The following is a 21,901-nucleotide window of genomic DNA, read 5'->3' on the forward strand; positions in this document are numbered from 1 at the left end:
TTCTTACACCTGCTCTGATAATTCTTCCCACTCAAGCATGGCTTCTTCCTGACGATGGCTAATTTTGTCCAGTTCAGCCTGCAATTCCATGAGCTTTTCAGCATCATTGGTTTCCAGCATTTGTTCAGAAATGGCTTGACTTTGACTTTCTAACTCTTCGATTTCAGCCTCTAAATTCTCTATTTGGCGCATGAGTTTACGGGCTTCTTTCTGACTTTCTTTCTGAGCTTGGTAGTCATTAACTGAACTTGCTTCTTTTGCTTGATTACTCATTGAAGCTTCCTCTATCTGGTTGACTTCCATTTCAGCCTTTTTATCAACATAGTAGTCATAATCTCCTAGATAGAGGGTCGAACCATTCTCAGACAATTCCAAAATATGAGTGGCTACACGATTGATAAAGTAACGGTCGTGACTGACGAAAAGAAGGGTTCCATCAAAATCAATCAGAGCATTTTCTAATACTTCCTTGCTATCAATATCCAAGTGGTTGGTCGGCTCGTCCAAAATCAAGAAGTTATTGTTTTCCATTGAAAGTTTTGCAAGAAGCAAACGAGCTTTCTCGCCACCAGACAGCATTCCAACTGATTTTTTAACATCATCTCCTGTGAAAAGGAAGGCACCAAGGCGGTTGCGGATCTCAACTTCTGGAGTCAGTTTAAAATCATTCCAGAGTTCATCCAGAACCGTATTACTTGGTGTTAGCTTGCTTTGGGTTTGGTCATAGTAACCAACATCCACATTAGCGCCAAAACGCTTCTCTCCCTTAATAAAAGGAATCTGGTCCACGATAGACTTGATAAGGGTTGACTTACCAATACCATTTGGTCCTACGATGGCAACAGCATTCATTTTACGAAGGTCAAGATTGATAGGTTCTGACAATATTTCCCCATCATAGCCAATAGCAGCATTTTCAACAGTCAAAACGACATTTCCCGACGTTTTTTCAGACTGGAAGGTCATATTGGCTGATTTCTTGCCAGCTTCAGGCTTGTCCAAACGCTCCATTTTTTCTAGTTGTTTACGGCGAGATTGAGCACGTTTGGTTGTTGAAGCTCGGACTAGATTGCGATTGACAAAGTCTTCCAGAGCAGCGATTTCCTTCTGCTGCTTTTCATAGTTTTTTGCCTCAGTAGCTAGTTTTTGCTCTTTTTGTTCAACGAAACGAGAGTAATTTCCCACATAACGGTCTAAAGAATGCTTGGTTAAATCGAGTGTAACCGTCGCAACCTTATCCAAAAAGTAACGGTCGTGACTGACAATAATGAGGGCACCGCTATAGTTCACCAAGTAATTCTCTAGCCAGGCAATGGTTTCGATATCCAAGTGGTTAGTCGGCTCGTCCAAGACCAAGAGATTAGGCTTTTCAAGGAGCATTTTTGCTAGAGCCAGACGAGTATTTTGACCACCAGAAAGCTCGGCTATTTTCATCTGCCACATAGACTCGTCAAACTTGAATCCATTCAAAATTGCTCGAATATCAGCTTCGTAAGTAAAACCACCAGCCTGTCGAAAATTCTCTGATAAGCGATCATAATCCGCCATCAGTTTATCCAAATCTTCACCTGACTTTTCACCCATCTCCAACTCCATCTGACGAAGTTGCTTCTCTGTCCGACGTAGATCATCAAAAACATGGAGCATTTCATCGTAGATGGTATTTTCAGACTCAAAACGGCTATTTTGGGCTAGGTAAGACAGAGAAATATCTTTTTTCTTATTGATTTCTCCACTAGTTGGCTCCTCTTCTCCAACCAAAATCTTCAAAAGAGTAGACTTACCCGCTCCATTTCTCCCAACGAGGGCAATCCGATCTCGTTCATCTACTTGCAGATTGATATTATCAAAAAGAACCTCTCCTGCAAATGAACGTTCAATTTTATTAGCTTGTAAAATAATCATATAGGTAGTATAGCATGTTTCCCTAAGGGGTTCAAGACTATAGAATCCATTTCATTTCAAGCTTTTTCAGAAAGTTATGCTAACGTTTTACTAAAATGATAAATCGTGATATAATGAAAGCGATTAAAAGAATTTACAAAAAAAGGAGATCCTCTATGACTTATCAAGAAAACTATCAAAAATGGTTAGATTTTGCTGAACTTCCTGACTACCTTCGTCAAGATTTGGAAAATATGGATGAAAAAACAAAGGAAGATGCCTTCTATACAAATCTTGAATTTGGTACTGCTGGTATGCGTGGTTTGATTGGTGCTGGTACAAATCGTATCAATATCTATGTTGTTCGTCAAGCAACTGAAGGTTTGGCTCGTTTGATTGAGTCAAAAGGTGGAAATGAAAAAGAACGTGGTGTGGCAATTGCCTACGATAGCCGTCACTTCTCACCAGAATTTGCCTTTGAATCTGCTGCAGTTCTAGCAAAACATGGTATCAAATCTTATGTATTTGAAAGCCTTCGTCCAACTCCAGAATTATCATTCGCTGTTCGTCACCTCAACTGTTTCGCAGGTATCATGATTACTGCCAGTCACAACCCTGCTCCATTTAACGGATACAAGGTTTACGGAGAAGACGGTGGACAAATGCCTCCACACGATGCAGACGCTTTGACTACTTATATTCGTGCTATCGAAAACCCATTCGCTGTGGAAGTTGCTGATGTCGAAGCTGAAAAAGCTTCTGGTTTGATTGAAGTTATCGGGGAAGCAGTTGATGTGGAATACCTCAAAGAAGTTAAAGACGTTAACATCAACCCTGCCTTGATTGAAGAATTTGGTAAAGACATGAAGATTGTCTACACACCACTTCATGGTACTGGTGAAATGTTGGCTCGTCGCGCTCTTGCCCAAGCAGGATTTGACTCTGTTCAAGTTGTTGAAGCGCAAGCAACTCCAGACCCAGACTTCTCAACTGTTAAATCTCCAAATCCAGAAAGCCAAGCAGCCTTCGCCCTTGCTGAAGAACTTGGACGCAAAGTTGGTGCAGATGTACTTGTCGCAACTGACCCAGATGCTGACCGTGTTGGTGTGGAAGTTCTTCAAAAAGATGGTAGCTACCTCAACCTTTCAGGTAACCAAATTGGTGCTATCATGGCTAAGTACATCTTGGAAGCCCACAAAAACGCTGGAACTCTTCCTGAAAATGCAGCTCTCTGCAAATCCATCGTATCAACTGACTTGGTAACGAAAATTGCTGAAAGCTACGGTGCAACCATGTTCAACGTCTTGACTGGTTTCAAATTTATCGCTGAAAAAATCCAAGAATTCGAAGAAAAACACAATCACACTTACATGATGGGATTTGAAGAGAGCTTCGGTTACTTGATCAAACCATTCGTACGTGATAAAGACGCTATCCAAGCCGTTCTTGTCGTTGCTGAGCTTGCTGCCTACTATCGTTCACGTGGTTTGACATTGGCTGACGGTATCGAAGAAATCTACAAAGAATACGGCTACTATGCTGAAAAGACCATCTCTGTTACTCTTTCAGGTGTCGATGGAGCTGAGCAAATCAAAGCAATCATGGCTAAGTTCCGTGACAATGGTCCGAAAGAATTTAACGCTACTGCTATCTCAATCACAGAAGACTTCAAGGCACAAACTTCTACTACTGCTGATGGTATTGTAACTGCCTTAACAACTCCTCCAAGTGATGTTTTGAAATACACTCTTGCGGATGGTTCTTGGATCGCTGTTCGCCCTTCAGGTACAGAACCAAAAATCAAGTTCTATATTGCAGTTGTGGGTCAAAGCAACGAAGATTCACAAGCTAAGATTGCCAACATCGAAGCAGAAATCAATGCCTTTGTAAAATAAGCAAGATGAAAGATGAGATAAAACGATCTCATCTTTTTTTCGTATCAAATCCGAGCAATTTTAGAAACTTTGTGGCATACTAGTTTTATCAAAAAAAGAGAGGTATTCTTATGAATCAGTTTTTAGAAGATATTAAAGACCTTGAAGTGACTACAGTTGCACGTGCACAAGAAGCACTCGATAATAATGAAACAGCAACCTTCTTCATCGGTCGCAAAACTTGTCCTTACTGTCGTAAATTTGCTGGCACATTGGCAGGTGTCCTAGCTGAAACTAAAGCACACATCTACTTCATCAACAGTGAAGAACCAAGTCAACTCAATGAGTTGCAAGAATTCCGTTCACGTTATGGAATCCCGACTGTTCCAGGCTTTGTCCACGTTGCAGATGGTCAAATCAATGTCCGTTGCGACTCTTCAATGTCAGCACAAGAAATCAAAGAATTTGCAGGATTGTAAGAAATATTCATAAAAAAGAAGGCACTCGCCTTCTTTTTTATATATCTGTAAGTGGTGTTGCGGTATCGGGAGAGGTATCGTAAACTTTAAAGTCTACTCCTACACCCAAATCAGCTTGGGCTAGCTGATTGACCATGGTCATATGAGCCAGTTCTTTGATATTGTTCTCCTTAGACAAATGTCCAAGGTAGATTTTCTTGGTCCGATTTCCCATTGCACGAATCATGGCCTCAGCACCGTCTTCGTTAGAGAGGTGACCAAGATCAGATAAGATTCGCTGTTTGAGTCGCCAAGCATAAGAACCTGCTCGCAAGATTTCCACATCATGGTTGGACTCAATGAGATAACCGTCAGCATTCTCGACAATCCCTGCCATACGGTCACTTACATAACCTGTATCGGTCAACATGACAAAACTCTTGTCATCTTTCATAAAGCGGTAGAACTGCGGTGCGACTGCATCATGGCTAACACCAAAACTCTCGATGTCGATATCTCCAAAGGTTTTGGTTTTGCCCATCTCAAAAATGTGCTTCTGGGATGAATCAACCTTACCGAGGTACTTGCTATTTTCCATAGCCTGCCAAGTCTTTTCATTGGCGTAAAGATCCATACCATATTTGCGAGCCAAGACACCGACTCCATGAATATGGTCTGAATGCTCATGCGTAATCAAAATCGCATCCAAATCTTCAGGCTTGCGATTAATTTCGCTCAAGAGGCTGGTAATTTTCTTACCAGACAAGCCTGCATCCACTAAAATTTTCTTTTTTGGCGTTTCCAGATAAAAGGAATTTCCACTGGAACCTGATGCTAAAATACTGTATTTAAAGCCTTTTTCACTCATTCTAGTCTTCTATTTCGTCCTCCCATATTTCTTCTTTTACGGCATCCTTATCATAAGGGAGCACAATGGTAAAGGTTGAACCCTTACCGTATTCGCTTTTTGCCCAAATAAAGCCATTGTGTTGTTTGATGATTTCCTTGGCAATAGCCAGACCTAGACCAGTTCCACCTTGGGCACGGCTTCTTGCACGATCCACACGGTAGAAGCGGTCAAAAATCTTCGGCAAATCTTGTTTTGGAATACCTAAACCTTGGTCTTTGATGGATAAAATCATCTGATCATCAGTGGTTTTCATGCTGACAGTAATTTTCCCACCATCTGGTGAGTACTTGATGGCATTGTTGAGAATATTATCAATCACCTGAGTCATCTTATCGGTATCAATCTCGATCCAAACTGAATTGATTGGGTAATCTCTAACCAGCTCATATTTTTTCTCCTCATCCTGACTTCTCATCTTATCAAAGCGGTTGAGAATAAAGGTGATGAAGGCTGTAAAATTAATCAATTCCACATCCAACCGAGTAGTCGCATTATCAATACGAGAGAGATGCAAGAGATCTGTCACCATCCGCATCATACGGTTGGTTTCATCGAGCGAAACCTTGATAAAATCAGGGGCTACAGGATCATACAAGGCTCCCTCGTCCAAGGCTTCAAGATAGGACTTAACACTAGTCAAAGGTGTCCGCAACTCATGGCTGACGTTAGAAACAAAGAGTCTCCGCTCACGCTCTTCCTTCTCCTGCTCGGTCGTATCGTGTAAAACGGCAACCAAACCAGAGATGAATCCAGACTCACGACGAATGAGTGCAAAACGCACACGAAGACTAAGATATTCTCCGTTAGCATTTTGGGAATCAATCATCAATTCAGGAATCTGTGTAATGAGGTCACGCAGTTCATATTCATCCTCTATCTTAAGCAATTCTAGGATGCTTTTGTTCAATGCCTCTTCTTTTACGATACCCAGCTGTTTCTTAGCCATATCGTTAATCATAGTAATCTGACCACGGCGATTGGTTGCAAGAACTCCATCTGTCATATAAGAAAGAATACTGTTAAGCCTTTTGGTTTCTTGCTCCAGATTCTCCTGCGTTAGACGAATGACCTCAGACAAGTCATTAAGGTTATTGGTGATGTTGGTGATTTCAGAGCTTCCTTGCATATCCAAAACTCGAGAATAATCCCCTGCAATCAAATCCTTGACCTTTTGATTAATCTGCTTTAGCCGAATATTATCACGGCGATTTTCTAGCAATAGCAAGGTGACCACCAAGATAAAGCCCAGCAAAATCAAGATAAAGATAAAATCACTGGTCAGAATCGTTTGTCTAATATCTTCAATCATTATTTCTCATATAGTAACCCACACCACGACGTGTTAGGATGTATTCTGGACGGCTTGGAGTGTCTTCGATTTTTTCACGCAAACGTCGGATGGTCACGTCCACTGTACGAACATCACCAAAATAGTCATAACCCCAGACAGTCTCAAGCAAGTGTTCACGAGTAATGACTTGACCAATGTGAGAGGCCAAGTGGTACAAGAGCTCAAACTCGCGGTGAGTCAAATCCAGTTCCTCACCGTATTTCTTAGCCACATAAGCATCTGGAACGATTTCCAAATCGCCAATCTGTAGGGGTTGGGATTTCTTTTCATCAGTTTCTTGACTATCCACTGAAGCGAGGTCCGTACGACGGAGCAATGCCTTCACACGCGCTTGCAACTCACGGTTTGAGAAGGGCTTGGTGACATAATCATCTGCCCCAAGTTCTAAACCGATAACCTTGTCAAACTCGCTATCCTTGGCAGATAACATAATGATAGGAACACTGCTAGTCTTACGAATGGTCTTAGCAACTTCTAAACCATTGATCTCAGGAAGCATCAAATCTAGAATAATAATATCAGGTTGCTCCGCCTCAAATAGCTCGATGGCTTCTCTACCGTTAAAGGCTGTTACAACCTCATAGCCTTCCTTGGTCATATTGAACTTAATAATATCTGAGATTGGTTTCTCATCATCTACAACTAATATTTTTTTCATATGTTCACCTTTTCTCTATCTATTATAACAAAAAAATGTAAAGAAGGCACAAATGGCTAATATCGGCCCTAATCTTCAAGAACTGTTTTATAAGCCTGCCAAATCTTTTGTTGAGGTTTCGCAAGTGGATAATCAGAAAATTCCTGAGGGGAGATCCAGCGAATTTCTCTGTCATCAAACTGTTTTGAATCTGTCACCTGACCCGCTAAGATTTGAATATGCCATTTACGATGACTAAATACATGCTTGACCTGATCAAATGCTTGATGGGACCAATCAACTTCTAAATCATAATCCTGCTCAAAACTTTCTTGGGGTGTTGGACCGAAAGTAACGCCTTTTTCAGCGACCTGAGTAAACAGATTCAGCTGTTCCTCTTCCTGTGAAAACTCCTCTACTTCTATCAAGGGGAAATGCCAAAAACCAGCTAGCAGTTTCTCACTTTCATTTTTCTCGAGTAGATATTGATCTTGATTATTGCGCACAACCAAAGCCTTGAGATAGATTGGGAGAGGCTTTTTCTTAGGTTCTTTAATTGGATAAGAATCCATAGTTCCATTCTGATAGGCTGCACTAAAATCCTTAACAGGGCTTTCTTCTGGTCGAGGATTAACTGGAGCCTCTATGTCAGAGCCTAAATCCATCAGAGCTTGGTTAAAGTCACCTGGTCGTTCTGGATCAATCAAGATTTCCATCATAGCTTGGAAGATCTTTCGATTGCTGGGAACTCCGATATCATAATTGACCTCAAACAAGCGAGACAAAACTCGCATGACATTGCCATCAACTGCTGGCTCGGGTAGATTAAAAGCGATGCTGGAAATTGCTCCCGCAGTGTAGGGACCAATCCCTTTTAAACTAGAAATTCCTTCATAGGTGTTTGGAAATTGACCACCAAAGTCAGCCATAATCTGCTGAGCCGCAACCTGCATATTACGCACTCTAGAATAATAACCTAACCCCTCCCATGCTTTCAACAAACGCTCTTCAGGGGCATTCGCCAGACTTTCAACAGTTGGAAACCAGTCCAAAAATCGTTCATAGTAGGGAATGACCGTGTCTACTCTAGTCTGTTGGAGCATAATTTCAGAAACCCAGATATGATAGGGATTTTTACTTCTTCGCCATGGTAAATCCCGTTTGTTTTCATCGTACCAGTTGAGGAGTTTCTCTCGGAAAGAGGAAATCTTCTCCTCCGTCCACATGTCAACACCGTATTCTTTCAAATCTAACATATATCTAGTATAACATAGAAGCTTCTAACTGTCCTTTTCTCAGTACTAAAAAGCCCCTTCCTTTAGTAGAAGAGACTCCATTTCTTATTGATTGATTGCTTGAGCTGCTGTGATGAGCGTTAATTTGTAAACATCATCTGGGTTACATCCACGTGATAGGTCGTTGACTGGTTTATTCAATCCTTGTAGAACGGGACCGATAGCTGCGAAACCACCTAGACGTTCAGCTATTTTGTAGCCGATATTTCCTGCTTCGATACCTGGGAAGATGAAGACATTTGCTTGACCTGCTACATTGCTACCTGGAGCTTTTAGTGCTGCTGTTTCTGGGACGAAAGCTGCGTCAAATTGCAATTCCCCATCAATCTCAAGGTCTGGACGTAGATCGTGTGCTAATTTAGTTGCTTCAACCACCTTATCAACACTATCACCAAAACCAGAACCTTTTGTAGAATAGCTTAGCATAGCGATTTTGGGTTGAATCCCAAACATTTTGGCAGTAATTGCTGAGTTAATAGCAATTTCAGCCAGAGCTTCTGCATCAGGATTAATATTAAGGGCACAGTCACCAAACAAGTAACGTTCTGTACCACGCACCATAAGAAAAGCTCCTGAAGTACGAGTTACATTTGGACGCGTTTTGATAATTTGAAGAGCTGGACGAACTGTTGAAGCTGTTGAGTGAATAGCACCTGATACCATTCCATCTACCAAGCCCATATAGACAAGCATAACACCAAAGTAGTTGACATCTTCTAGTAAGACCTGACGTGCTTCTTCTTCCGACATTTTTCCTTTACGACGTTCTACGAGTGCAACCACCATGTCTTCAAATTGAGGATAATGATGTGGATCAATCACTTCATAACCATCCATGATCCCTTCGATTTCAAGATAAATTTTAATTTTTGCAGGGTTTCCGAGCAAAACGGGAACAACTTCTGTTTCTTTTACCAAGCGTTTCGTTGCTTGAAGGATACGTGGTTCTTCCCCTTCAGGTAGAACAATACGAGCATTTTTGCCAACTAAACTGGCTTTTAGACTTTCAAAAACTTCCATGAGTTTCTCCTTTAAGATAATTAATTATACTCAAAATAGATTTTAAAGAGTATTAGTTGATAACTGAATAATAAGATTGTTAAAATCATCTGGCAAAGGGCTTTCCAGCTCCAGCTGACGCCCTAAGAAGGGATGATAAAAGGATAAGAAATGGCAATGCAGAGCCTGGCGTTGAATACCATCTTCTAGGCTGCCACCATAGAGATCATCTCCCAACAAAGGAAAGCCGATGTGAGAAAAATGCACTCGGATCTGATGAGTTCGACCAGTATGCAGGCGAATATCGGCTAGGTGAATATTCCCATAAGAAGCCACAACTTTGTAAGATGTATGGGCGTATTTCCCACCTTTGGCAACTCGTCTCGTGATAATGGAGTCCACATCACGCGCAATCGGGGCAATAATCTCCCCTTCTGGCTCCAAGGCACCATCTCCTTTAACCAGTGCAAAATACCTTTTTTCGATAGACTTTCGTTGCAGTTGCTTGTCTAAACGTGCATGGGCATAGCCGTGCTTGGCAAAGAGCATCAAACCAGATGTATCTCTATCAAGCCTAGTCACGATATGAACCTGCTGGTTTTCATATTCCCGCTTGACATAGTAGCCCTTGATGAAATTTGCAATGGTATTGGAATGATTGACACTGGGGATGGAAGCAACTCCATAAGGCTTATTCAAAACCAGAAAATGGTCATCCTCATACAAGATATCTAGAGGACGATCAATGGCTTCAAGAGTTTCAAAGCCTTCCTCAGCTGGAATATCAATGGCAACGCGGTCTCCAACATCTAAGAGATAAGTCGCATTTTGAGGTTGATCATTGACCAGAATAGCACCGCCTCGAAACTTAATCTTAGCCAAAAGTCCCTTGGAAACCTCATGTTTCTTGAGGAAAGTTTTGACTTTGACGTGGTCATCTGCGATAAATTCGAACCTCATTCATCCACCTCGCCGATGAAGGCATCTTTGACACGATTCCAGAAACTAGTGTGACTTGGCGTCGCTACGAAGTGTATCTTGTGATGGTCGATTTGGTACTCAATCCGTTCTATATTTCGGAAAGAATAGATGCTATTGTCAACCGATAACGTGTGATAGTCATTACGAGTCGGTAAAAGCTCAATTTTATCTTTCTTCGGAACGATTATCGAAGAACCAAGTGTTCGATAGACTCGGTTGTTAAGACTTGCTATCTCTGTCAACTGCAAGGCTTCAATAGTAGGATGCAAGACAGCTCCACCCAAGGACTTGTTGTAGGCAGTACTTCCCGTCGGCGTTGAAACAGTCACTCCATCTCCTCGAAATCGCTCGAACGGAACATGGTTAATGATGATATCCGCAACCATGGTGCGATCCGATCGACGGATGCTAGCTTCGTTTAATGCACGGAAGGTCTTAACTTCTCCGTTTTCAAGTGTCACCTTGACATTCAAAACAGGATAGGAAACCTTGGCACCAGTATCCAGTTGGAGATTGGTAACCAACTGATCCAACTCAAAATCGCGATAATCTGTGTAAAATCCCAAGTGTCCTGTATGTACGCCAATAAATCGAACTTTATCTAACTGATTCTCGTACTTGTGGAAGGCAGACAAAAGCATCCCATCCCCACCAATTGATATGACGATGTCAGGATTGGTGTCGTTGAGTATAAAATGATGTTTTTTCAACTGGTCTTTCAGCTCATACAAAACCTTTTGACTCTGCGGTTTTCTATTTGCAATCAGATCAATTCGTTTACCTGTATTCTTCATCTGTATCGTCACTATTTCCTACACCGTCATTTAGTTTTCTACTTAAAGGATCAAAGAGAGCCTGTGCTTCCTGAATATCATCACGAATTTTCCCCATTTCTTCATCCAATTGATGGGAAATTCTAGCTGTAATCTCCAAGCGTTTCTTGATCTCCTCTGGGAAATCCCCCTGATACTTATAATTGAGCGAATGCTCAATCGTAGCCCAAAAATTCATGGCTAAAGTCCGGATTTGAATTTCAGCCAGAATCGTCTTAACACCACTGATGGTGTCAACTGTATACTCTACCACCACATGATAGGAGCGATAGCCCGAAGCCTTCCGATGCGTGATGTAGTCACGTTCCTGTACTACTCTCATATCATGGCGTTTGCGTAAAATCGCAACAACTTCCTGAACATCATCGACGAACTGCACCATGACCCGCAAACCCGCGATATCCTGTAAGTCATGTTCCAAAGTATCGTAGCCAATCCCTCTGCGATTCATTTTTTCCTTAATACTTTCAATCGGTTTGACACGACCCGTTACAAACTCAATCGGAGAATGCTTGTTTTGTTTACGATACTGTTTGCGAATCCCACGAAGTTTAATCTTCAATTCACCAACAGCTTGAATGTAAGGATCTAAAAATTCTTCCCATTCTATGGTCATATTTTCTCCCTTTTGGTATGTGATTGTGTTGTTGAAAATTTTTGATTTTTTCACTACAATCATATACAATAAATACATTGTCCATTATACCATAAATCGCTTTCAAAGATAGAAAAAAGGTTAGAAAAATGAAACATTTAGAAATTGAACTGAAAACACTACTGAAAAAAGAGGATTACGATCATTTAAAAGAACAGTTTTCCCATATCCAACCCGTCCTACAGAAAAACTACTACATTGATACACCTGATTTCCAATTGCGTGAAAAAAAGGTTGCCATGCGCATTCGCACCTTTTCAGATTGGGCGGAGTTGACCTTGAAGGTGCCACAAACTATAGGAAATATGGAATACAATCAGAAACTGAATCTTACAGAAGCTGAATCATACCTAAAAAAACAAATACTTCCTCAAGGACTCGTTCTAGAGGAACTTGCTAAGATTGGTATTCTAAGCCAAGACTGGTTTGTTCTGGGCTGTCTTGCAACTATTCGTTACGAAATGGAAACGCCGATTGGTCTAATGGCACTAGATGAAAGTCACTACTTTGATCATACAGACTATGAACTCGAGCTTGAAGTCACAGACCATGAAAAAGGGAAAGCTGATTTTCAGAAATTCTTAGAAGAAAATCAGATCACATATCAGAAAGCTCCTTCAAAATTAATTCGTTTTATTAAAAGCATGAAAAAAAGCTGAAATAATCTCCTTTTTTTGGTAGAATAGAAAAGATAAAAATAAAAGAATCTCCCTTTGAAAAACAGAACTTTCTCAAAGGAGATTCACAAAGTTTACAGAGGACGGTCTATAATGTCAGATAGAAACAACATGAAACTTTTTGCACTTAATTCCAATCATGAAATTGCACAAAAAATCGCAGAAACGGTTGGGGTACCTCTCGGGAAATTATCTTCTCGCCAATTTTCTGATGGAGAAATCCAAGTCAACATTGAAGAGAGCGTTCGTGGTTATGATGTCTACATCATCCAATCAACCAGCTACCCCGTTAGCAACCACTTGATGGAGTTGTTAATCATGGTCGATGCTTGCGTACGTGCAAGTGCTCATAGTATCAACGTTGTCCTTCCTTACTTTGGTTATGCTCGTCAGGATCGTATCGCTTCTTCTCGCGAACCCCTCACTGCAAAACTAGTTGCCAATATGCTTGTCAAGGCTGGTGTAAGTCGTGTTCTAACGCTTGACCTCCACGCTGTTCAGGTTCAAGGTTTCTTTGACATTCCAGTAGATAACCTCTATACAATTCCTCTCTTTGCTAAACACTACAGCGATAAAGGGTTGCTGGGATCAGATGTCGTTGTTGTAAGTCCAAAAAACTCTGGCGTCAAACGTGCCCGCAGCTTAGCTGAATATTTAGATGCACCAATCGCAATCATCGACTATGCTCAAGACGATTCAGAGCGTAGCCAAGGCTATATCATCGGTGATGTTGAAGGCAAGAAGGCCATCTTGATTGATGATATCCTAAATACTGGACGTACTTTCTCAGAAGCAGCAAAAATCGTCGAACGTGAAGGTGCAACTGAAATCTACGCGGTATCCAGTCATGGTCTCTTTGTAGAAGGCGCTGCTGAGCTTCTTGACGCAGCTAACATTAAAGAAATCCTTGTGACAGACTCTGTAGCAACCAAAGAAAGAACTCCGGAAAATGTATGTTATATCACCGCTAGCGAATTGATTGGTGATGCCATCGTCCGTATCCACGAAAGAAAACCAGTTAGCCCACTCTTTGCATATAATAAAAAGGAATAAGGTGATTCTTTGATTTATTTGGACAATGCTGCAACGACTCCTATGTCAGCAGTAGCTATTTCTGAAATGACCAAGGTCATGCAAGAAACTCATGGTAATCCTTCTAGTATTCATAGTCATGGTCGGCAGGCTGGCAAACTCTTGCGAGAAGCTCGTCAAGACTTAGCTCGCTTACTAGGAACCAAACCTCAACATATCTTTTTCACGTCTGGTGGTACAGAAAGTAACAATACAGCCATTATCGGCTATTGTCTCCGTCATCAAAATCGTGGAAGACATATCATCACGACAGCTATTGAACACCATTCTGTACTTGAAACTATCGATTACCTGGTGCAACATTTTGGCTTTGAAGTGACCATCATCCAACCAGTAAATCAAGAGATAACTGCCCAGCAAATCCAAGAAGCCTTACGTGACGATACCATTCTCGTTTCCACCATGTATGCCAATAATGAAACGGGTAGTCTCTTACCTATCGCTGAAATTGGACATATTTTAAAAGAGCATCCTGTTGCTTATCATGTTGATGCTGTTCAAGCTATCGGAAAAATCCCTATCCATCCCGAGGAGTTAGGAATTGATTTCCTCAGTGCTTCTGCTCATAAATTCCATGGACCAAAAGGAATTGGTTTTCTTTACGCTTCGTCTGTGGACTTTGATTCCTACCTTCACGGTGGCGAGCAAGAACAAAAGAAACGGGCTGGAACAGAAAACCTTGCTGCCATCGTCGGTATGGTTGCTGCCCTCAAAGAAGACTTGGATCATCAGGCTGAGCATTACCAAAAACTAGAGGGATTAAAAACTGTTTTTCTAGAAGAAATTGCAGGTCTCAACTACTATCTCAATGAAAGCAAACACCAACTTCCTTATGTTTTCAACATTGGCTTCCCTGGTCAAAAAAATGATCTGCTCTTGCTTCGGTTAGACCTTGAAGGAATCTCAATTTCTACCGGTTCAGCCTGTACTGCTGGTGTTGTGCAGACTAGCCATGTCCTCGAAGCTCTTTATGGGCCTGATTCGCATCGTTTAAAAGAGTCTGTCCGTATCAGTCTGTCCCCTCTTAATACTGATGAGGAACTGAAACAACTGGCACAAACCTTAAAAAATATTATTGGAGATTAACCTAATGGCATTCGAAAAAACCATTAAACTACAAAACTGCCGCTACGACTATACACTTAGTCCATCTGTAAAAAAGTTTACACTAAAAGACAATACTTTCTTTGAAACAAAAGTCGGAAACTACGAACTGACTCGTCTACTTGAAAAAGTTCCTAATAGTGGTGAAGGCTTCCTACTAAAAATTATCATCAACAAAGAGCTTACAGGTGTTAAAATTAATATCACTGACAAATCAGGTCTTCGTTTGGTCAATATCTTTAAATCTGAAGATCACCATATCCACCAAGAGAAATTCTACTTCCTCATGGACAGTCTTGTAGAACGCGGAATCTTCACAAAAGAAGAGAGATGATTGTCTATGTTTCGTTTGACTTATAAAGATAACTATCAAGTAGAACGTACACTTGAGTTTGCTGATTACGAAGAGCTTATGTTATCTCTATCAGGCTGTGTGACCCTACCTGACACTCTCCTAATCAGCTCTTTAACACTAAATGATAAAGTGATTTATCAAGGATTGGTTGGCGATCTCTACCGATTTCTTTCACAAGCTAATTTTTCAGATAAAAACTAAGAAATTTCTTAGTTTTTTCTTGTTTTTGTTGATTTTTTCACAATGTTTCTATAAAATAGAAGAATAGAAAGGTTGTGATTTTGTGAAAGATAAACAGTCTGATATTCCAAAAGCAACAGCAAAAAGACTCTCTCTTTACTATCGAATTTTCAAGAGATTTCATGCAGAAAAAATTGAACGTGCCAACTCTAAGCAAATTGCAGAGGCTATCGGTATCGATTCTGCGACCGTTCGTCGGGATTTTTCCTATTTTGGTGAACTAGGTCGTCGTGGATTTGGTTATGATGTTAAAAAATTGATGAATTTTTTTGCTGATCTCCTAAATGATAACTCGATTACTAATGTTATGTTGGTTGGAATTGGAAATATGGGGCATGCCCTTCTCCACTACCGCTTCCATGAGCGCAACAAGATGAAAATTATCATGGCCTTTGACCTAGATGACCATCCAGAAGTTGGCACCCAGACACCTGACGGGATTCCAATCTATGGCATCTCTCAGATTAAAGAAAAGATCAAAGAAGCAGATGTCAAAACTGCTATCCTAACTGTTCCAAGTGTTAAATCACAAGAAGTTGCCAATCTTTTGGTCGATGCGGGTATAAAAGGTATTCTTAGTTTTTCACCCGTCCATCTCCACCTTCCAAAAGATGTAGTCGTTCAGTATGTCGATTTGACAAGCGAACTCCAAACTCTCCTCTATTTTATGCGTAAAGAGGATTAGAAAGCGAAAGCATTTATGAAAAAACCAGTTATTGGGATTACAGGAAATGAAAAAGCTCATCCAGATGATGATGTCATGATGAGCTATGCGGCAAAAGGCTTTGTTGAAGGAGTCAAGGACGCTGGCGGAATTCCCATCATCCTTCCGATTGGTGATCAAGAAATGGCATGCCATTACATCGCTATGATTGATAAACTCATCCTAACAGGTGGGCAAAATGTTGATCCAAAATTCTATGGTGAACCTAAAACCATTGACAGCGATGACTACCATCTTCAAAGAGACCAGTTTGAATTAGCCCTTATCAGAGAAGCCATCAAGCAGAAGAAACCAATTTTCTCTGTTTGTCGGGGTACCCAGCTTTTCAATGTCGCTATGGGAGGTACGCTTCACCAAGATATCGAGGATCATTGGCAGGACTGTTCAGCCGAATACACGACCCAACGCCTCGTAACGGAGCCTGATACAATTCTCCGAGAAATCTATGGAGAAATCTCTCATATCAACTCCTTCCACCACCAGAGCATAAAAGATCTAGCTTCAAATCTTAAGGTTGTAGCACATGATCCTAAAGATGGAATCATTGAGGCTGTAATAACTACGGACGGCTTTCCTTATCTTGGTGTTCAATGGCATCCTGAATTTCTCTTTGAAAATCGTCCCAAAGATAAAACGCTATTTGACTATGTTGTTAACGAACTCTAAATCAAATCCGTCTTTTCACGGTAACTAAAGTAATCTGAGTGCGAGACAATCAAATGGTCCAAGAAAACGATTCCCATCAGCTCGCAAGCTTCCTTCACTAGCTTAGTGACATGGTCGTCATTTCGACTAGGAGATACGGCACCAGATGGATGGTTATGAACGAGAATCACTGAGGTAGCCATATGCTTGAGGGCATAGTGAAGAATTTCCCTCGGTTCAGCAATGCTACGTGTCGCAGAGCCGATAAAAATAGTTTGCTGATGAATGATTTGATTTTGAGTATTGAGATAGAGCGCCACCAGGTGCTCTTGTTTTTTGTCTCCAAGTTCCTGTTGCATTTTCTTGGCTAGCTTTTGACTACTGAGAATACTTTCCATCTCAAGTGTTTCATGTTTGTGAATACGATTCCCTAGTTCAATCACCGCTTGTAGTTCAATGGCTTTAATACGTCCAATACCAGACAGACTTTGCAATTCCTGCAGAGTCATTTTTTTCAAATCAGTTAAGCTGTTGAGACTATTCCAGACTTTTTGGGCAATTTCAAAAACGTTTGCTTGACGCGTTCCTGTTCTGAGCAGGATGGCTAACAATTCTTGATTGCTCAGAGCCTCTACTCCTTCTCTAACCAGTCTTTCTCTAGGCAAAAGTGAATCTTCTTGAAATGAAATACTGTACATAAAAATCCTCCTCACTTTATTATTCGTGAGAAGGATGGAAAATTAGATTTTTTTCTCAATTGGGGCTACACTGGCTAGGAGTTTTTTCAGCCCTACTTCTGGGAAATTGATTTTCAATTCCTGAGTAGCGCCACTACCTGAGACTTCAAGGACCGTTCCCTCACCCCACTTCTTGTGAAGGGCAATATCTCCAATAGACCAGTTGGTATTGCTTGAATCTTTTTTATTTCCTGCTGCAAACTGTCCAAATGGGAGACCACTTGACTGGATAGAGCTTGGTGCGGCATTGCGTTTCCGTTCTTGAAGCGCCTGAGCTAGGCTCATACCTTGACCGAAAGCTACCCCACCACTGCTATAAGATGCCTTAAAGCTAGTATTCGTTGGTCGAGCCAAACCTTGATACTCAAGCAAGTCCGAACTAATTTCGTTAATGAAACGAGTCGGGCGATTGTAGTTGGTACGCCCAAAAAGCAAACGTGAGTTGGCATTGGTCAGATAGAGGATTTTTTCTGCGCGCGTAATACCTACATAGGCCAAACGGCGTTCTTCTTCTAGCTCATCAGGATCTTCAGCTGCGCGACTAAGCGGAAAGACATTTTCCTCCATCCCGATGATAAAGACAACTGGGAACTCGAGTCCCTTGGCAGCGTGCAAGGTCATCAGGGTCACTTCTGATGTCTCCTGACTGCCTGAATCTGTGTCCGCAATCAAGGCAAGGTCATTCAAGAAACGACTGAGTTTATCTAAACCTGTTTCCTCTTCTTGACTATCAGGATTGTCGTCAAAGTTCTTGGTAACAGATAGGAACTCTTCGATATTTTCAACCCGAGCCTTGCTCTCCAGGGTCGCTTGGGCATTGAGAATATCGATATAACCTGTTTTTTCTAAAACAGCCTCAACTAACTCTGTAATGGTTAACTGGTCCAGTTGCTCCCGCAAATCCAGAATCATATTGGCAAAATCCCAGATAGACTGGGCTGCTTTCCCTTTGATGCCAGACAACATGATATTGGCTGAAGCATCTAGCATAGACATGTTTTGAATATTCGCAAAGTCACGGATTTTCTCAACCGTTCCTGGGCCAATTCCACGTTTTGGTTCGTTGATAATACGCTCAAAACTGATATTATCACTCAGATTCGCAATGAGATTAAGGTAGGCGATAATATCACGGATTTCCTTACGGCTGTAGAACTTAGTCCCGCCAACCATAGTATAAGGGATATTGGACTTGAGCAGGGCCTCTTCAATTGTACGAGACTGAGCGTTGGTACGGTATAGAACTGCAAAATCCTTGTGGAGGAAGTTTTGACTGCGACCGAGTTCATCGATGGTTTTGGCTACAAAAACAGCTTCGTCTTGTTCGTCATTTGCACGATAGTAAATAATCTGCTCCCCATCGGCATTCTGGGTCCAGAGATTCTTGGGGCGGCGATTTTGATTGTTTTTGATGACGTCATTGGCAGCTTGGAGAATGGTTTTAGTTGAACGATAATTTTCTTCTAACAAAACGACCTTGGCTTGGGGATAGTCCTTTTCAAAATCCAAGATATTCTGCATATCAGCCCCACGCCAACCGTAGATAGATTGGTCCGCATCTCCAACTACGCAGATATTTTTAAAGCGTGAAGCCAAGAGTTTGACTAGTTGGTACTGGGCATGGTTGGTATCTTGGTACTCATCAACGTGAATGTACTGGAACTTCTGCTGATAGTAGGTCAGAACGTCAGGATTCTGATCAAAGAGACGCAGGGTCAGCATAATCAAATCATCAAAGTCAACCGATTCTGACTGACGAAGTTCTTTTTGATAGGCTGTGTAACACTGGGCCACGATTTGCGTGTACATATCGCCAGCTTGAGCAGCGTAAGCCACATCATCAATTAGGTCATTCTTAGCATTGGAAATAGTCCCCAAAATAGTCCGCTCATTCCATTTTTTCGGATCCAAGTTTAACTGCTTGAGAATACGTTTCATGAGAGTTCTCTGTTCCCCAGGATCTACAATGGTGAAGTTCCGATTGTAGCCAATATGATCTGCATCACGACGCAAAATACGAACACACATGGAGTGAAAGGTCGCAATCAGACAGTCCTGAGTTGCTGGATTGAGCCCATAAGCACGCTCCTTCATCTCACGCGCAGCCTTATTGGTAAAGGTAATGGCCAAGATATTCCAAGGATTAACCATTTTTTCATCAATCAAGTAGGCGATTCTGTGAGTCAAAACACGAGTCTTCCCAGAACCAGCACCAGCCATGATTAACAAGGGGCCTTCTGTCGTTTGCACCGCCTCAGCTTGACGGTCATTCATTCCATTCAATAATGCGTTCATTTTCTCTTCCTTACTCTTGAAGTCAATGTTTCTATTATATCAAAAATCAGGGAAAATATCTTTACCTAGACTGATTGCGTCTAGAAAGTAACTCTATTATCAGCTGAAGACAACTCCTTAAATCTAGATAAAAAAATGAGCTTGGATATTATTTCCAAACTCATTTGAAATCAATTGCAATATACTAGAACAATCCTAGAACAGTTCCATCACTTTCAACATCCATGTTGAGAGCGGCTGGACGTTTTGGAAGTCCTGGCATGGTCATAACATCACCAGTTAAGGCAACGATAAAACCTGCACCTAATTTTGGTACCAATTCACGAATGGTAATATCAAAGTTCTCTGGAGCTCCAAGTGCATTTGGATTGTCAGAGAAACTGTACTGAGTTTTAGCCATACAGATTGGCAATTTGTCCCATCCATTTTGAACGATTTGAGCAATTTGCGTTTGAGCTTTCTTCTCAAAGTTCACTTTGCTACCACGATAGATTTCAGTGACAATTTTTTCAATCTTTTCTTGTACAGAAAGGTCATTGTCATAAAGACGAGTGTAGTTGGCTGGATTTTCAGCAATAGTCTTAACAACCGTTTCGGCAAGCGCTACGCCACCTTCTGCACCATCAGCCCAGACACTAGCCAACTCAACTGGAACATCGATTGAGGCACAGAGATCTTTCAAGGCTGCGATTTCAGCTTCTGTATCAGAGACAAATTCATTAATTGCAACAACTGCTGGAATACCGAACTTACGGATGTTCTCAACGTGGCGTTTCAAGTTAGCAAAACCTACGCGAACTGCCTCCACATTTTCCTCTGTAAGAGCGTCTTTAGCAACGCCACCATTCATCTTAAGGGCACGAAGGGTTGCAACGATGACAACAGCATCTGGAGATGTTGGCAAGTTTGGTGTCTTGATATCAAGGAATTTCTCAGCACCAAGGTCTGCACCAAAACCAGCTTCAGTAACAGTATAGTCAGCTAAGCGAAGGGCTGTGCTTGTTGCCAAAACAGAGTTACATCCATGAGCGATATTGGCAAATGGACCACCGTGTACAAAGGCAGGTGTTCCGTAAATTGTCTGAACGAGATTTGGCTTAATGGCATCCTTCAAAATCAAAGCCAAGGCACCTTCAACTTGTAAATCACCTACAGAAACAGGCGTACGGTCATAGCGATAACCGATTACAATATTAGCCAAACGACGTTTCAAATCTTCAATATCAGTCGCCAAGCAAAGAATCGCCATAATTTCGGAAGCAACGGTAATGTCAAAACCATCCTCGCGTGGAATACCATTTAGAGGGCCACCAAGTCCAACGGTAACATGACGAAGAGCGCGGTCATTCAAGTCCACAACACGTTTCCAGAGGATACGACGTTGGTCAATTCCCAACTCATTCCCTTGGTGCAGGTGATTGTCGATCAAAGCAGAAAGGGCATTGTTGGCAGTTGTAATGGCATGCATATCCCCAGTAAAGTGAAGGTTGATGTCCTCCATTGGCAACACTTGGGCATAACCACCACCGGCTGCACCTCCCTTGATCCCCATGACTGGACCAAGAGATGGTTCGCGAATGGCAATCATGGTTTTCTTACCAATCTTGTTCAAGGCATCCGCAAGACCAATGGTAATAGTTGATTTCCCTTCACCTGCAGGCGTTGGGTTAATGGCAGTAACCAAGATCAATTTCCCAACTGGATCGCTCTCAACTGCACGAATTTTATCAAAGCTGAGTTTAGCCTTGTACTTCCCGTACAATTCCAAATCATCGTAAGAAATACCCAATTTCTCTACAACATCAACGATCGGCTTCAACTCAATACTCTGTGCGATTTCAATATCTGTTTTCATTCAAAACTCCTCTAGCCTCTAATGTGATAATTCATTATAACACAAAAAAAGATTTTTAACACCCTTAAACTCTTAGAACGTTCGTAAATATCAATATTTCAGGGGTTATAATAGCGCTTTTTAAAATTTTAGGGAACTATATACCAGTTTACACCACCAACAACATATTGTATTTATGAGAATATCAAAAAAGGCGACTTCCAAGCGGAAATCGTCTTTTAATAATGTCTAAATTCTTCATAATGTTCACTCATATATTCTGCCAACCATTCCATACCATAGGCTATCTCAAATACTTCC

Annotated in this window: 21 protein-coding genes; 9 read left to right on the forward strand and 12 right to left on the reverse strand. The window is 41.4% G+C overall.

All coding sequences use genetic code 11. From position 1 onward, the window contains the following. Positions 1-3 precede the first annotated feature (3 nt). On the reverse strand, positions 4-1,905 hold the full coding sequence (locus B7708_RS09560) for an ABC-F family ATP-binding cassette domain-containing protein (protein ID WP_084975443.1): 1,902 nt from the start codon (positions 1,903-1,905) through the stop codon (positions 4-6). 155 nt (positions 1,906-2,060) lie between these two features. On the opposite strand from B7708_RS09560, the gene B7708_RS09565 reads away from it, so the two are divergent. Then, positions 2,061-3,779, forward strand: coding sequence for a phospho-sugar mutase (locus tag B7708_RS09565; RefSeq protein WP_084975445.1), 1,719 nt, complete (start codon positions 2,061-2,063; stop codon positions 3,777-3,779). A 110-nt stretch (positions 3,780-3,889) separates the two neighbouring features. Further along, entirely contained in the window at positions 3,890-4,237 is a 348-nt protein-coding gene (locus B7708_RS09570) for a thioredoxin domain-containing protein (RefSeq protein WP_001071323.1), read from the forward strand. 37 nt (positions 4,238-4,274) lie between these two features. On the opposite strand, the gene B7708_RS09575 is transcribed toward B7708_RS09570, so the two are convergent. The 8 genes from B7708_RS09575 to yjbM form a co-directional block, all read right to left on the reverse strand. Next, complete coding sequence (locus tag B7708_RS09575) at positions 4,275-5,084, reverse strand: MBL fold metallo-hydrolase (RefSeq protein ID WP_001290612.1); 810 nt, start codon at positions 5,082-5,084, stop codon at positions 4,275-4,277. Between the two features lies 1 nt (position 5,085). Continuing rightward, positions 5,086-6,435 carry a cell wall metabolism sensor histidine kinase VicK gene (vicK, locus tag B7708_RS09580; RefSeq protein WP_084975447.1) on the reverse strand — a complete coding sequence of 450 codons (1,350 nt, stop codon included), beginning with the start codon at positions 6,433-6,435 and terminating at the stop codon, positions 5,086-5,088. Further along, positions 6,428-7,135, reverse strand: coding sequence for a response regulator YycF (gene yycF, locus B7708_RS09585; RefSeq protein ID WP_084975449.1), 708 nt, complete (start codon positions 7,133-7,135; stop codon positions 6,428-6,430). Before yycF ends, vicK begins: the two co-directional genes overlap by 8 nt. Before the next feature lie 68 nt (positions 7,136-7,203). After that, complete coding sequence (gene mutY / locus B7708_RS09590; protein ID WP_084975451.1) at positions 7,204-8,370, reverse strand: A/G-specific adenine glycosylase; 1,167 nt, start codon at positions 8,368-8,370, stop codon at positions 7,204-7,206. 84 nt (positions 8,371-8,454) lie between these two features. Beyond that, on the reverse strand, positions 8,455-9,429 hold the full coding sequence (pta, locus tag B7708_RS09595; RefSeq protein WP_000451592.1) for a phosphate acetyltransferase: 975 nt from the start codon (positions 9,427-9,429) through the stop codon (positions 8,455-8,457). 42 nt (positions 9,430-9,471) lie between these two features. Next, complete coding sequence (locus B7708_RS09600; RefSeq protein WP_084975453.1) at positions 9,472-10,368, reverse strand: RluA family pseudouridine synthase; 897 nt, start codon at positions 10,366-10,368, stop codon at positions 9,472-9,474. Continuing rightward, positions 10,365-11,183, reverse strand: coding sequence for an NAD kinase (locus B7708_RS09605; RefSeq protein WP_084975455.1), 819 nt, complete (start codon positions 11,181-11,183; stop codon positions 10,365-10,367). Before B7708_RS09605 ends, B7708_RS09600 begins: the two co-directional genes overlap by 4 nt. Then, the gene (yjbM, locus tag B7708_RS09610; protein WP_000151563.1) at positions 11,167-11,838 is read right to left on the reverse strand and encodes a GTP diphosphokinase; all 672 of its coding nucleotides are present in this window, start codon (positions 11,836-11,838) and stop codon (positions 11,167-11,169) included. The genes B7708_RS09605 and yjbM overlap by 17 nt, the downstream gene beginning before the upstream one ends. A gap of 128 nt (positions 11,839-11,966) precedes the next feature. Here yjbM and B7708_RS09615 point away from each other — a divergent pair, with 128 nt between their 5' ends. The 7 genes from B7708_RS09615 (at position 11,967) to B7708_RS09645 (ending at position 16,735) form a co-directional block, all read left to right on the forward strand. Then, positions 11,967-12,536 carry a CYTH domain-containing protein gene (locus tag B7708_RS09615; protein ID WP_084975457.1) on the forward strand — a complete coding sequence of 190 codons (570 nt, stop codon included), beginning with the start codon at positions 11,967-11,969 and terminating at the stop codon, positions 12,534-12,536. A gap of 111 nt (positions 12,537-12,647) precedes the next feature. After that, positions 12,648-13,607, forward strand: coding sequence for a ribose-phosphate diphosphokinase (locus B7708_RS09620; RefSeq protein ID WP_084975459.1), 960 nt, complete (start codon positions 12,648-12,650; stop codon positions 13,605-13,607). A gap of 9 nt (positions 13,608-13,616) precedes the next feature. Next, the gene (locus B7708_RS09625; protein ID WP_084975461.1) at positions 13,617-14,732 is read left to right on the forward strand and encodes a cysteine desulfurase family protein; all 1,116 of its coding nucleotides are present in this window, start codon (positions 13,617-13,619) and stop codon (positions 14,730-14,732) included. 4 nt (positions 14,733-14,736) lie between these two features. After that, positions 14,737-15,084, forward strand: a complete 348-nt coding sequence (locus tag B7708_RS09630) for a DUF1831 domain-containing protein (protein ID WP_084975463.1) — start codon at positions 14,737-14,739, stop codon at positions 15,082-15,084. Positions 15,085-15,090: 6 nt separating this feature from the next. After that, positions 15,091-15,306, forward strand: coding sequence for a DUF4649 family protein (locus tag B7708_RS09635; protein ID WP_084975465.1), 216 nt, complete (start codon positions 15,091-15,093; stop codon positions 15,304-15,306). Positions 15,307-15,388: 82 nt separating this feature from the next. After that, positions 15,389-16,030, forward strand: coding sequence for a redox-sensing transcriptional repressor Rex (locus tag B7708_RS09640; RefSeq protein ID WP_084975467.1), 642 nt, complete (start codon positions 15,389-15,391; stop codon positions 16,028-16,030). Between the two features lie 15 nt (positions 16,031-16,045). Further along, complete coding sequence (locus tag B7708_RS09645; RefSeq protein ID WP_084975469.1) at positions 16,046-16,735, forward strand: gamma-glutamyl-gamma-aminobutyrate hydrolase family protein; 690 nt, start codon at positions 16,046-16,048, stop codon at positions 16,733-16,735. Here the strand turns inward: B7708_RS09645 and radC are convergent. The 3 genes from radC to B7708_RS09660 form a co-directional block, all read right to left on the reverse strand. After that, positions 16,732-17,412 carry a RadC family protein gene (gene radC, locus B7708_RS09650; protein WP_084975471.1) on the reverse strand — a complete coding sequence of 227 codons (681 nt, stop codon included), beginning with the start codon at positions 17,410-17,412 and terminating at the stop codon, positions 16,732-16,734. The two genes, B7708_RS09645 and radC, sit on opposite strands and share 4 nt — an antisense overlap. A 42-nt stretch (positions 17,413-17,454) precedes the next feature. Beyond that, positions 17,455-19,746, reverse strand: a complete 2,292-nt coding sequence (gene pcrA / locus B7708_RS09655) for a DNA helicase PcrA (RefSeq protein WP_084975473.1) — start codon at positions 19,744-19,746, stop codon at positions 17,455-17,457. Between the two features lie 184 nt (positions 19,747-19,930). After that, positions 19,931-21,601 (reverse strand): formate--tetrahydrofolate ligase, encoded by a 1,671-nt coding sequence (locus tag B7708_RS09660; RefSeq protein ID WP_084975475.1) that lies wholly within the window; start codon positions 21,599-21,601, stop codon positions 19,931-19,933. Positions 21,602-21,901: the final 300 nt, after the last annotated feature.

Origin of the sequence: Streptococcus oralis subsp. dentisani, from assembly GCF_002096615.1 — a bacterium.
GTDB lineage: Bacteria > Bacillota > Bacilli > Lactobacillales > Streptococcaceae > Streptococcus > Streptococcus oralis_U.